This is a genomic window from Fibrobacter sp. UWT3, from assembly GCF_900230125.1.
GTDB lineage: Bacteria > Fibrobacterota > Fibrobacteria > Fibrobacterales > Fibrobacteraceae > Fibrobacter.
Genome location: NZ_OCSS01000001.1, coordinates 940,090 through 953,646, shown reverse-complemented (window position 1 = coordinate 953,646; position 13,557 = coordinate 940,090). Strand labels below are relative to the sequence as shown.

Here is a 13,557-nt window from a genome sequence, read left to right as displayed (position 1 = left end):
GACGCACATGCCGCATTATCCTATTCTTTCCGCAAATGCTCCAGTTTTTCGATGTTACAAGAGATGCCCCCTGGTTTCCGCAGGTCAAAGCGCTGTACGAATCGGCGTTCCCGGCGAACGAACGCATCCCGATAAAGCATTTGCTTGACGACAAAATCAAGCGGGAATTTTGGGCGTTTTTCGACAAGGAGGAAGGCGGGGATGCCGCGGCCCCCAAGTTCTGCGGGTTCTCGAACTCCATCACGCACGGGAGCATCACGAACATCGTCTATTTCGCCGTCGTGCCAGAACTGCGCAGCCGCGGGTACGGTTCGCAAATTTTGCAGGCCATCCGCAGGCAACACCCCGACACGCGCATCGTTGTCGATATTGAAGTCGAAGAAGATTCCAAGGACGCCGAAGAACTCGAACGTAGGAACCGCCGCCGCGAATTTTACCAGCGCAACGGCTTTGACGCCTCCCCCGTCGATTACGTCTGGCAAGGCGAACACTACCGTCTACTTTCCGCCGGCGGCACCGTCACCGAAAAGGAATTCCGCGACTTCTGGAAAGAAATCCTGAAGGATATTCCCGGCGCGAAGTACCCGTAATTATATTTTTTTCAATGCCGTCGTTGCAACCAAAACATAAAAGTTCAGATAGCAGGCGCCTGGAAGACAATTCCCGGCGAGGCGCCCGCACCATGTTCTTCTTGAAACTTTGGCTTATCCTTATTGTTGTATGCATGGTGCTATGCATTATCGCCATGGAGATTGGACGCTATATGGCGAACGCGGACGGGAATGATGCGGATACCGCTCGGCTTCTCTACAATCTCTACTATTTGTTAATAGCGAATATTGTTCTAATAATCGCTTCTTTGGTCGTAAGCGCACTTATGGGGGTGCTGTTTTCCATTTACTGGCCATCATGGCTCGACCGTGCCTTGACGAACCTGCGTTGTCTCACCAAGACAACTTTTTCCCCGGGCGTTGCAACCGTATGCGCGGCTATACCTGATATCGGGTATCTTATTGGCATCTTTATTTTGTGGGATATCGCGCGGCGGCAGCAGAAGCTGCTAGACGTGCTCGGCATTCAATACACTCCCGTGGCCAGGCGCGACTTGGTTCTTTTCGTCATCTTCCTTCTCCTCGCCAACATTGTGGCATATGAAGGGATTGTAGCCACCAGGCCCGGCTGTTTTGCAGCATGTGCCTCGATTATCGGGATCATGGTAACCTGGTTGCGCGTATTACGCCCCTGCGTGGAGCAGGGGAATAAGCTCTACCAGCTACAGCAAGAAGTAATTAAGCCTTAGTCAATCAAATCGTTCTGGAACCGTGACAGGTGTTCGAACGGCAAGATTTGACGGCCTCTGAACAGCCCGCAGCCATCGTTGATTAGCTGGTTGTTGATGGCCTTGAACATGTTCACGTCGATTTTCGCAAGGTCAATCCCCTGCAATTTCACCAGGCGTTCATACGCCTCGTCAAAGTAGACGCACTCGCCGCTCGGAATCTGGTCGTGCTTGGAGCGCCGTTCCTCTTGCGATTTTTCGTAGCCAAAGTGGTTCGCCTCGCCTATCTCGGCATAATCGTCCATGTCCTTAGTACGCAATTGCACTTCCGTATAGCAGCGCGCAAGGTTATCGTAGAACGTGATGTGCAAAGACTGGTAACCCGAACTCCTGGGAGTCGCCACCGAATCATGGTAATACGGCCGCACGGAATCCTTGAGCAATTCAGAATGCCCGCTGTCATCCAGGTGCTTGAAAATCTCTGCAGAAAAGCCACGCTCTTCGAGGAACTCGGGCAATGCATTCGCAATCTCGTACAGGTATTTCCGTTCCACCTCGCTCCGGTCATCGCCCTTTTTGATATGGCAAACCGGCATCGAGATGACGATGCGGTAGGCAATCAGGTCGCGGAAATTCAGCTTGCTCTTGATTTCGGCTTCCGACGGGAACGCGCCATTCTTCTTGTAATAGTTGTAGATAAATTCAAGGATATAGCCGTTGAACTTTTCTTCGGCACGGATCAGGGACTTGATGCGTCCCTTGAACGTGAACGCAAGGAAGGGATACTCCCTTGTCATGAACTTGTAGAACTCTTTAATCCTTTGAGACTGCGAGGTCAAGAAGTCATTGTGTTCCAGCAGTTCGATAATCTGTATCAGGAAATTCGAGTGTGCAAGGTCAATGCTGTTGCGCGATTCCTTCGCACCATTCCTGAGGTCGTTCGAATACTGGTGCAGAATCTTCAGCACCGTGTTTCCAGAGAACAGATAGTCGTTCAAACAAATCATCTTTTACCTCGTAAATCCGAGCTTCATATTGGGGTTCACAAGGCGAAATATAAAAACGTTTTTCGCCCGTCACATCGGATAAAACATCTTCAAAAAATTTATTACAAAACGCTTTACACGGGGTGAAAAGCACAACAAACGCTTTTACATTTTATTCATAAAAATGCATGCAGGTCTGCGAAATAATGTATATTCAAGACAGGACTTCGCCGATGCGAAAAGGATCTTTCTATGCGTTTCTATGTACCCACGGATATCTACGTTGAAAAAGACTGCGTGAAGAACCACGCGCAAAACTTGCTTGCGATGGGGAAGCGCGCATTCATCATGACGGGCAGAACTTCTGCCAAGAAAAACGGTTCGTTGAACGATGTCACCGCCGTCCTGGATGCAGGCCATGTGCCGTACCAGGTTTTTGATCAAGTTGAAGAAAATCCGTCAACAGATACCGTGGGGAACGCCGCACAGCAGGCCCGCAATTTCGGCGCCAATTACATCATCGGTATCGGAGGCGGTTCTGCCATCGACGCGGCAAAGGCAGCAGCATTGCTCCTTGCAAACCCGAATCTTATCGCGGACAACTTGCACAAGGCTCCCGAAAAGCCGCTCGGCCACGTGCCTGTCGTCGCCGTACCGACCACCTGCGGAACGGGTTCCGAGGCAACACCGGTCGCCATCATCACGAACCACAAGATTCACCTGAAGAAGAGCATTCCGCACCGCATTTTCCCGGCACTCGCACTTGTCGACGGCAAGTACCTCGCCTCGGCCAAGAAAGCGCTAATCGTGAACACAGCTGTCGACGCGCTCGCCCACATGGTCGAAAGCATCCTGAACGTCTATTCCAACGCGTTCAACCGCATGTGCCCGGAATACGGTCTCGGGCTCTGGGGCGAATTCAAGGACGCGCTTCTTTCCGACGCGCCCGTAAGCGAAAACCTTTACGAAAAGCTCATGCTCACCTCGACTATCGCGGGCATGTCCATCGCTCACACAAGCACCGCTGTACCACATGGCATGAGCTACGACCTCACGCTCAATCAAGGCACGCCGCACGGCCCCGCCGTCGGATACTTCCTTGCCGCCTACGTGGAAGTCTGCGAAAAGAAGGTTCCCGAAGATGTTCAGAAGATTCTCGCACTTTTAGGTCTCAAAAGCACCGCCGATTTCACCGCAATGCTGGAGAAACTCATCGGCAAATGCAAGGTTTCTCGCGAAATGCGCGACAAGTTCGCCGCCGCCATGAAGGTGAACCGTTCCAAACTTGACCTCGTTCCCGGTGGAATCACGCCCGAAGAAGTCGACTACATTTACGAGAAGTCGCTGATCGTGGAATAGCGCCCGCAAAGCAGCCTTATTTTACACCCGCATTTGCAACAAATCACTCGCCCTGGCATAGGTTTTCTTTCTAAATTTACCCGCGTTCAAAGAGTGCGGTTTTTCCGCGCAAATCAAACCGGAGATTATCATGGGTTTCAAATGCGGTATCGTAGGCCTCCCGAACGTAGGCAAGTCCACCATCTTTAACGCAATCACCAACGCCGGAGCCGAGGCCGCGAACTACCCGTTCTGCACTATCGAGCCGAACGTGGGCATGGTGAGCGTACCGGATAGCCGCCTCGACGAACTCGTGAAGGTCTACAACCCGAAGTCCATCGTCCCCGCCGTTACGGAATTCGTTGACATCGCCGGCCTCGTGAAGGGCGCCGCCCAGGGCGAAGGCCTCGGCAACCAGTTCCTCACCCACATCCGCGAATGCGAAGCCATCATGGAAGTCATCCGCTGCTTCGACGACGAGAACATCGTGCACGTGAGCGGCTCCGTGGACCCGGTGCGTGACGTGGAAGTCATCGAGACCGAGCTCATCCTGAAGGACCTCGACACCGTCGAGAAGCGACTTTCCACCGAAGCAAAGAGCGCCCGCACCGGCAACGCCGAAGCAAAGGCACGCCTTGCCGCCTGCGAACTCCTGAAGAAAACCATGGAAGAGGGCAAAGCCGCCCGCTCCGTGATGCACGACAGCGAAGAAATGGAAGGCATCGTGAAGGACCTCGGGCTCCTTACCGCAAAGCCGCTGTTCTACTGCGCGAACGTGAAGGAAGACGACATCCTCACCGGCAACGCCTATGTGGACCAGCTCAAGGATTACGCCGCAAAGAACGGCCACGAAGTCATCGTGATCAGCGGCAAGATCGAGGAAGAACTCTCCGCGATGGAACCTGCCGACAAGGTTGAATTCCTCAAGGAACTCGGCATGAAGGAATCGGGCCTCGACGCCGTGGTGCGTAAGGGCTACGAAATTCTCGGGCTCCGCACGTTCTTCACCGCAGGCGAAAAGGAATGCCGTGCCTGGACGTTCCACGCGGGCTACAAGGCCCCGCAGTGCGCAGGCGTCATCCACACCGACTTCGAACGCGGCTTCATCCGCGCAGAAACCTTGAGCTACGCCGACTTTTTGAAGCACGGCAGCTGGAACGCCGCGAAGGAAGCGGGCCTCGTCCGCACCGAAGGCAAGGACTACCTGGTACAGGATGGCGACATCATGTACTTCCTGTTTAACGTGTAATTTGGCGCCGGCAGGCGCCCACGCAAATAATCCGCTCAAACCACAAGTCACAACTTGAGTGGAGCGGATTATTAAGTGTCAGGAGGGTCTTAGGGAGGGCGGAGCCTTCCCTAGTCTCATAACGCCAGAAAGTTTAAAACCGCGGGCAACACGCTCGCGGTTTTTCTTTTTGCAAATAGTTTATCACGACATAGTCGCAGCACCGAAGGTGCGCATGCTCTAACACGCAGATTTGATGTTTAATATGTGCTAGGCGTGTTTGAGCATGACGGGAGGGTCTTAGGGAGGGCGGAGCCTTCCCTAGTCTCATTTCTTCGCCGCGCGCTTCGCCTTCACTTCCACCACAATCGGGCGGATTATCACCGCGAGATTCATCGCGGTTCCAATCAGGATTAGCACGGATGCTGCATAGATGCCATGACCAGGTTCAACCTGCAACACCTGCATTCCGATATTCGCGCATATCGAACCCATCTGGGCAAGCAAAGCCCACAAGGCGCACATCGCAAGTATCCCGAGGGTAAGTGACCCGAGCGGAGTGAACCAAGCAAACGCAGCAGCAAGCACGAGAGCGGCAACAATCCCGAACAGCACCGGCATCGGCTGGAGCTTCGGGAATTCGGGCATCGAAGTGCGGAAGCGGTCTAGCGCCTTCGGGTTATCTTTCTCCATCTTCAGGAGGTAACCCTTCGCAGGTTCCTTCAAGGTTTCGCGCAAGTCGGCGCCTGTCGCAATCTCATAGAACGAGGGTTCGGCAATCACCTTCTCGGCGCAAGAAACATTCATCAGGGGCAGCAAGAGCCCGAGCAATGCCAGCAAGTACGGGGCAGAAATAATCCGGCGGAAAAACTTGAATCGCGTATCGTTCTTGAGTTCTTCCGTAGCGGATACGGATGTTTTTTCAGGCATTAACGACCCTCGAACAGCTTGCGCGGGAACACGCAACGGAATCCGATTGCATCGGACCAGTATCTCGGGTCTTCGTCATCGCTCTTCGTGAGGTTGAGCGCAGATTCGCCGTCCTTCCAGGAACCGCCCTTGTACACCTTCGAGAAGCCCATCATGGCGCCAGTCGGGTTAGAGGATTCCACCCAGAACGAGAACATGAAGTACTTGTCGCGGGTCCATTCTGCAACGTTACCGGACATGTCGTAAATGCCCCAGGCATTCGGCTTCTTGGAAGCAACCATCTGCGGGCCGTAGGCTTCGCTCTTCTTGCCGCGCTTGTAGGAGTTCTCGCGATAGATGGCGTAATCACCCACATCTGCAGTCTCGTCGATTGTCCAGAGGGCGCCTTCGTTGTTGTCGGCGCGGCCGGCAAATTCCCACTGCGCTTCGGTCGGCAGGTCGCCGCCCAAAAGCTTACAGGCAGCGCGAGCATCGTCCCACGTGATGTTGTGGACCGGCTTGGACGGATTCTTGAACGACGAGCGATCCTTGATGCGTTTGGTGGTATCCTGCTGGCGGAGCATCGTCTGGTCGAAAAGTTTCTGCGTCATCTCGGTCGTCATGATGGCGAACGGAGACAGGCGAACAACGCTACCGCGGTAACGGAACATACCCGAATCGATGAGGGCCACAGCACCGAACGTATTGTCACGGATAATGCGCGGGATGCTCATCTTGGTGAATTCCGGCATGTAGGCGTCCTTCGCATACACGGTGTCGTTCTTCGCGGATTCCTTAGCGGCAGCGGCCTTGGCCTTAGCCTCGGCGGCAGCACCCTGCTGGAGAGCGATATCTTCGGCATCGTAGTGGTTCAGCCATTCCTGCACCTCCGGTTCGTCCACGATGTAGCCGGGAAGAGAGAAGTCACCCAGGCCAACCATGTTCTTGCCCTGGTATTCAAACTCGATACGGGTGTAGCGGTAGTGGTGGCGTCCGGTAATCACGCCATCCTTACGAATCCACACGGGCTTGTTCTGCTTGATGGTAATATAGACAGTCACCTCGCTTGCATGTTCGGTGAACAACTTGTAGAGTTCTTCGGCGGTCAGGCCCTTGGCAGTACCTTCCCAAGCAACATCGAAACGTTCCTTGTCCTTGCCAAACTTGAACCTGACGGCCTTCATCTTCGCGGCTGTAGAATCCTCGCCCTCGACAACCTTGTCGGTCACCGGCTCGAACGACGTGGGAGCCATAGAACCGCGCAGCGGGAGTGCCTGCAGGCTATCGAGCTTCTTCTTGAACGCAGTATTGAGTTCGGGCACGCCCTTCATGTTAGAATTCAGCCAGTCGGACTTGGCCTTCATGCGAGAGCCTTCATATGCGGACCTGTAGGTTTCGTAATTCGGTTCGCCGGAGTAGAGCCCCACGGATTCAGCGGACTTCATCTTCGGATACAGCTTCACAAACTCGTTCGTGTCGACAAGGTCGACCACCTTCTGCAGTTCGGCAATAAACTGGTCAAACAGGATTTCGGTTTCTTCGAGATTCTTGGTCTTCTTCACGTCAGAAATACCGACAGAAAGATCAGGAGCCTTGCTGGCATCTGCATCGATAGCCACCAGCTGGGGTTTCATCACCAACACTTCGCCAGACTTGACAACACCGATATCGGCCACCGGAAGCGTACCGGGAGCAGAGAACATAAACACGTAAGTATCGGGCTGCAGGGGGTAAACCGCCTTGGGCAGTTTCTTGGTCGGAGCATCTTCAAATGCGGCATAGACATCCTTGCGGTCGCTCTTGATGACGGCTACGCCCGGAAGATCCGTTTCATTCAGGATTTGCCACTTTCCGTTCTTGATAAAGAACAGCTTGGGCACACGCGGGGAGTAAATGAAGTACTTGTCGAAGTAGAGGTCGTCTTCGTCCTGGAACGCCTTCTTGTTCTGGGAGGCGTAGAAGCGCATCTGGGCGACTTCGAAGGAGTTCAGGTGCGCCTGTCCGAGACTGAAGGCATGGAGTTTCTTGAAATTCGTGAAGTTCACCTGGCCCTGCACCCACTGGTATTCCTTGGGGCCTTTCTTGTGACGCCAGTAGAGGTTATTGCTCTTGAGCGGGAAGACCGGCTTCTGGGAAACCATCGCGGCACCCTTGGCCTCGACGGCCATGTTGGCGACAGGTTCGACCACGCTTCCGGTCGAGAACTGATTCGGTGCAACCTTGAAATTCTTGTCGGCATCGGCAAAAGAGAGGGCCGGGACCAACAGCAAAAGAGGTAGCAAACGGGCAAAAGACATAACATCTCCTGTTGATAAACCTATAGGCACCGGACAAGTCCGGGCGCCAGTTCGTTACATAAAGATAATATCTTAATAATGACGTTGTACGTGATTATGGTCATTTAGCGGGCATTTTCGCCCATTTCGAGCAAATATCCGCCCTTTTCGCCACCGACGGGCCCGAGTTCCACTTTCCAGTCGGCGAGGCGGATGATATCGGGGTGGTGTTCGATGACAATCACGGTATCGCCACGGGCCGAAAGCTTGCGCAACATGTTCCAGAGAATCTGGATATCCCTGAGGTGGAGGCCGGTGGTCGGCTCATCGAGCAGGTAGACCATTTCCTGGGCGGGTTTGCGGGCAAGTTCCGCTGCCAACTTGAGGCGCTGGGATTCGCCACCGCTGAGCGTGGTCACAGACTGGCCGAGTTTTACGTACGGGAGGCCCACATCGCGCAGGCATTCCAGTTTCGGGAGGATTTTCGGCTGGTCCTTGAAGAATTCGCAGGCTTCGGCCACGCGCATGTCGAGCACGTCGGCGATGTTCTTGCCCTTGAAGGTGACGGAGAGCGTTTCCTGATTGTAGCGCTTGCCGCCGCAAACATCGCAGACTTCCCACACGTCGGAGAGGAAGTGCATTTCCACCGAGATGGCGCCGCGGCCCTCGCAGGCCTCGCAGCGGCCGCGAGCCAAGTTGTAACTGAAACGCCCGTAGTCGAAGCCTTTCAACTTGGCTTGCGGCAGTTTGGCGAAGAGCTTGCGGATATCGTCAAACACGCCCGTGAAACTCGCGGGCGTGCTGCGAGGCGTACCCGAAATCGGGCTCTGGTCCACCAGCAACACTTCGCCGCTCTGCTTCTTGCGGCCGCGTGCCTGGAATTTCTTTTTCAGGCGCGGGTAAATTTCGTCCATGACCATGGAACTCTTGCCCGAGCCCGATACACCGCAGACCACGCTAATCGCGCCCTTCGGGAACTTTACAGATAAATTCTTCAAGTTATTGTGCTTGAGCTTTTCGAACTCGTAGAATTCCGTAGAATCCGTGATGGGCCTTGCCGCAATCTCGTTCGCCATCGGGATTGTATGCGTGAGGTACTTGACAGTCTCGCTACGCGGGAACTGCTGCAAGGCATACGGCTTGGAGAGTTGCTCCGGAGAGCCCTCGGCGACGACCTCGCCACCAAACTCGCCCGCCGCCGGGCCCATATCGATAATGTGGTCGGCGGCCTGCATCATCTTCATGTCATGCTCCACCACGACAAGCGTATTGCCGAGGTCGCGCAGGCGGTAAAGCGTATCGAGGAGCATCGCGGTATCGCTTTCGTGCAGGCCCACCGTGGGTTCATCAAGCACATAAAGCACGCCTTCAAGGCCGCTACCAATCTGGCTAGCCAAGCGGATTCGCTGGGATTCACCACCGCTGAGCGTGTCGCCCGCACGGTCGAGGCCGATATAGCCGAGGCCCACGCCCTTCAAGAAGTTGAGGCGCCCGACAATTTCGCGGAGCAGGGGTTCGGCGACCGTCATCTTGCCGTCGGCATTCTTGTCGCCCTTGAAATTATCGCGCTTGAAATTCTCGTTGCTGAACCATTCGTAAGCCTGGGCGATGCTCATGTGGTTCACGTCCATGATGTTCTTGTCGCCGATGCGCACCGCAAGATATTCGGGCTTCAAACGTTCGCCGTGGCAGTCCGGGCAGACATGTCCATCGTAATCGTGACCGAGGCCAAGGCAGGTTTCGCAAGCGCCCCAGTGCGTATTGAAACTGAAGTGTTTCGGGTTCAGCGCCGAATCCATGTACCAACCGCAATCGGGGCAGCCCGGCTTTTCGGAGCATGCCAAGCGACCGCCCTTCTCGTCTTCCACGTAAAGGATTCCGTTGCCGTCGCGGTAGCCACGTTCAAAAGCTTCTACCAAGCGGGCGCGGTTTTCTTCCTTGACCACCACCGTATCAACGACGGCGAATAGTTGCTTTTCGCGGGTCGGAATTTTCGGTAGCGGGAGTTCCACCAGCTTATTACCGAGGTAAACTTTGCGGTAGCCTTTTTCCGTGAGAATCTTGGAAAGTTTCAGCACGTCCTTGATTTCGAACGGGGCAAGCACCGTGACTTTCTTGTTCAAATCGCGGTCGAAGGCATATTGCATCAGGTCGCCCGCGCTGTACGAAGCCACGGGCTTCCCGCATTTCAAGCAATGCGGGGTGCCGACCCTCGCCCAGAAAATGCGGAAGTAGTCATAGATTTCGGTGAGGGTCGCCACCGTACTGCGCGGGCTCTTGCTCGCACTCTTCTGGTCAATCGCAATCGCCGGCGCGAGGCCCGAAATGGAATCGATGCTCCCGTGGTCGGGGCGACCGAGGAAGCGGCGTGCATACGTGCTCAACGTTTCGACAAAGCGGCGTTGGCCTTCGCTAAAAAGCGTATGGAACGCAAGGCTCGACTTGCCGGAACCCGAAACACCCGTGACCACTGTGAGCTTGTGGCGCGGAATCGTCACGTCAATATTCTTGAGGTTATGCTTGCGCGCGCCATGCACCTCGATATCGAGCGACAAATCTTCGCCGCCCTTGAGCGTGCGGTCAAAATGATGGTTCTCGCCATGCTTTTTCGCAAGCACCGGCGCGAGATAGCGGCCCGTTTCGGACTTCTTGCTCTTCGCAATCTGTTCGGGAGTTCCCGTCGCAATCACGCGACCACCGTGAACGCCCGCATCCGGGCCCAAATCGATAATCCAGTCAGCGCACTTGATCACGTCCAGATTGTGTTCGATAATCACGACGCTGTTGCCGAGGCTGCGCAAGCGATTCAGGCAATCCATGAGCTTGCGGATATCTTCAAAGTGCAGGCCAGTCGTCGGTTCATCAAGCAAATAAAGCGTCTTTCCCGTACCCGGGCGGCGCAGTTCAGAGGCAATCTTGATTCTCTGCGCCTCTCCCCCGCTCAACGTTGTCGAAGGTTGGCCCAGAGTGAGGTAACCGAGGCCCACTTCCACGAGCAAGTTCAGCGGTTCGGCAATCTTCGGGATGTCCTTGAAGAATTCCGCTGCATCGGCGATGCTCATATCGAGAATTTCGGAGACGTTCTTGCCCTTGAAATAAACTTCACGCGTCGCATCGTTAAAGCGCTTGCCGCCGCACACTTCGCAAGTCACCTGCACGCTCGGCAGAATGTGCATGTCCACGATTTTCACGCCCGCACCTTCGCACGCATCGCAGCGGCCGCCCTTCACGTTGAAGCTGAAACGGCTCTTGCTGTAACCGCGAATCTTGCTTTCTTCCATGCTCGCGAAAAGGTCGCGCACGTCGTCCCAAATCTTGGTATACGTCGCCGGATTGCTTCGCGGCGTGCGGCCAATCGGCGTCTGGTCAATTTCAATCACCTTGTCGATATTCTCGAGGCCTTCCAGGTGATCAAACTTGCCGACCGGTTCTTCAGCGTTATAAAACACGCGGGCCAATTCGCGACGCAGAATCTGGTTTATCAGCGTGCTCTTGCCGGAACCAGAAACACCTGTCACCACCGTCAACGCGCCATCGAGCGGAATTTCCACATCAATGTTTTTCAGGTTGTTTTCCGCCGCACCGCAAATCTTGAGTTTCGGCGTATTCTTGTCAATCTTCTTGCGCTTTTCGGGAATCTCGATCGCCTTGCGACCGCTCAAGTACGCGCCCGTCAGCGAAGCCTTGTTCTTCTCGAGTTCTTCGACAGTCCCTGCCGCAATCACGCGACCGCCTTCCACACCGGCACCCGGCCCCACGTCAATCACGCAGTCCGCATGACGCATGGTATCTTCGTCGTGTTCCACAATAATCAGGGAGTTGCCCTGCGCACGCAAATGCTCCAGCATCCCGAGCAGTTTATCGTTATCGCGGGGGTGGAGCCCAATGCTCGGCTCGTCAAGTACGTAAAGCACGCCTTGCAGGCCGGCGCCCACGGCGCTAGCAAGCCTTATGCGCTGAGCCTCGCCACCGCTCAAAGTAGAAGCCTTGCGGTTGATAGTCAGGTACCCCAGCCCCACCGCATTGAGGAACGAAAGTCGCCCGCGGATTTCTTTCAGAATTTCCTTGCCAATTCGCTTTTCCTTTTCGGACAAGTCAATCTTGTTGAAAAATTCCACCGACTTCTCAACGGACCATTCCGTCATCTCGGTCAGGTTGTGCCCGTGGAAAGTGACCGCATTCGCCGTGCGGTTGATGCGCGTGCCGTGGCATTCGGGGCAAACGCCAATCTGCATGTACTTGCGGAAGTGGTAAATGTGCCACATGTCCCACAGTTCCTGCATAATCGGGATAATCCCGCGTTCCGATTCGCTCGGTGTGCCGTACAGCACGGCATCCTGTTGCGCCTTCTTGAGCTTGTTCCACGGCGTATCGAGCGAAAAATGCATTTCGTTCGCGATGTTCCTTAAGTTGCGGCGCCCGAAATCGCTAAAAATCAGCGTGCCGTCGTCCTTCTTGATCGTCGCGATGCAGCCTTCCTTGATGGACTTCGTCTTGTCCGGAATAATCAAGTCCAAGTCGAACTTGTAGCTTTCGCCCATGCCCTTACAGGCGGGGCAACGGCCCTTCGGGTCGTTGAAACTGAAGAATCGCGGTTCCAGTTCCGGAATAGAGATGCCGCACTTGGGGCAAGCGAGCAGCGTTCCCTGCAGGCGGTATTCTTCCTTCGCCGGCGCATTCCCAGCACCAACATCTCCGGCGCCATCCTTGCCAGAACCGCCCGCCGATAGCAAGAAGCTCACCAACTTCCCGTCGGTCAATTTCAGCGCACCTTCCAGCGCCTCGCGCAGGCGGCTCATGTTCTTGCGTTCCAGCGTCAAGCGGTCGATCACCGCTTCAATCGTGTGTTTCTCGTAACGCACGAGTGCAGGAACATCTTCCAGGCGGTAAATCGTCCCGTCCACACGGGCACGCACAAAACCGTTTTCCTTGAGTTCGGCCAGTTCCTTGCGGTATTCGCCCTTGCGCTCCTGCACAATCGGGGCCATCACCGTAATCTGCTTGCCTTCGTCACTCACGTACAAATTATCGACAATCTGGTCCACCGTCTGCGCCTGGATCACGCGCCCGCAATCAGGGCAATGCGGCACGCCCAAGCGCGCAAACAGCAAGCGGTAATGGTCCAGAATCTCGACCACCGTACCCACCGTCGAACGCGGGTTACGGTTCACTGTCTTCTGGTCAATCGAAATCGTCGGCGAAATGCCGCGGACGCTCTCCACCTCGGGGTGCTTCATGCGGCCGATGAACTGGCGCGCATACGCCGAAAGCGATTCCACAAAACGGCGCTGGCCTTCCTGGAACACCGTATCGAAAGCGAGGCTCGACTTGCCCGAACCGGAAACGCCGGTTACCACCACGATGGAATCGCGGGGAATAGAAAGGTTCACATGGCGGAGGTTGTGTTCGTGCGCGTCGCGTATCTCGATGGACTTTGTCATGCCCCAAATATACTAAACATTTGAGCAAGTTTCAATATCCAAAACGCACATAAAGTGCGGGTTTACACCACAAAAAAACACCCGGCCCGAAGACCGAGTG

General features: G+C 55.0%; 8 protein-coding genes. 4 read left to right on the top strand and 4 right to left on the bottom strand.

Annotated features, from left to right (window positions below; genetic code table 11):
• The first annotated feature begins 35 nt into the window (after nucleotides 1–35).
• Together CRO08_RS03950 and CRO08_RS03945 are read left to right on the top strand one after the other, a co-directional pair.
• Entirely contained in the window at nucleotides 36–590 is a 555-nt protein-coding gene (locus CRO08_RS03950) for a GNAT family N-acetyltransferase (RefSeq protein WP_097035135.1), read from the top strand.
• 92 nt (nucleotides 591–682) lie between these two features.
• Nucleotides 683–1,300 carry a hypothetical protein gene (locus CRO08_RS03945; protein WP_141398224.1) on the top strand — a complete coding sequence of 206 codons (618 nt, stop codon included), beginning with the start codon at nucleotides 683–685 and terminating at the stop codon, nucleotides 1,298–1,300.
• On the opposite strand, the gene CRO08_RS03940 is transcribed toward CRO08_RS03945, so the two are convergent.
• On the bottom strand, nucleotides 1,297–2,286 hold the full coding sequence (locus CRO08_RS03940) for a guanosine polyphosphate pyrophosphohydrolase (protein WP_097035133.1): 990 nt from the start codon (nucleotides 2,284–2,286) through the stop codon (nucleotides 1,297–1,299). The genes CRO08_RS03945 and CRO08_RS03940 overlap by 4 nt on opposite strands.
• A 231-nt stretch (nucleotides 2,287–2,517) precedes the next feature.
• Between CRO08_RS03940 and CRO08_RS03935 the strand changes: the two genes are divergently transcribed.
• A complete protein-coding gene (locus CRO08_RS03935; RefSeq protein ID WP_097035132.1) occupies nucleotides 2,518–3,624 on the top strand; it encodes an iron-containing alcohol dehydrogenase family protein in 1,107 nt (368 codons plus the stop codon).
• Between the two features lie 130 nt (nucleotides 3,625–3,754).
• Complete coding sequence (gene ychF / locus CRO08_RS03930; protein WP_097035131.1) at nucleotides 3,755–4,852, top strand: redox-regulated ATPase YchF; 1,098 nt, start codon at nucleotides 3,755–3,757, stop codon at nucleotides 4,850–4,852.
• A 306-nt stretch (nucleotides 4,853–5,158) separates the two neighbouring features.
• On the opposite strand, the gene CRO08_RS03925 is transcribed toward ychF, so the two are convergent.
• The 3 genes from CRO08_RS03925 to uvrA all read right to left on the bottom strand — a co-directional run bounded on the left by CRO08_RS03925 (nucleotide 5,159) and on the right by uvrA (nucleotide 13,457).
• Nucleotides 5,159–5,761, bottom strand: coding sequence for a hypothetical protein (locus CRO08_RS03925; protein WP_097035130.1), 603 nt, complete (start codon nucleotides 5,759–5,761; stop codon nucleotides 5,159–5,161).
• Nucleotides 5,761–8,037 carry an SUMF1/EgtB/PvdO family nonheme iron enzyme gene (locus CRO08_RS03920; RefSeq protein WP_097035129.1) on the bottom strand — a complete coding sequence of 759 codons (2,277 nt, stop codon included), beginning with the start codon at nucleotides 8,035–8,037 and terminating at the stop codon, nucleotides 5,761–5,763. The genes CRO08_RS03925 and CRO08_RS03920 overlap by 1 nt, the downstream gene beginning before the upstream one ends.
• A 104-nt stretch (nucleotides 8,038–8,141) precedes the next feature.
• A complete protein-coding gene (gene uvrA / locus CRO08_RS03915) occupies nucleotides 8,142–13,457 on the bottom strand; it encodes an excinuclease ABC subunit UvrA (protein WP_097035128.1) in 5,316 nt (1,771 codons plus the stop codon).
• Between the last annotated feature and the right edge of the window lie 100 nt (nucleotides 13,458–13,557).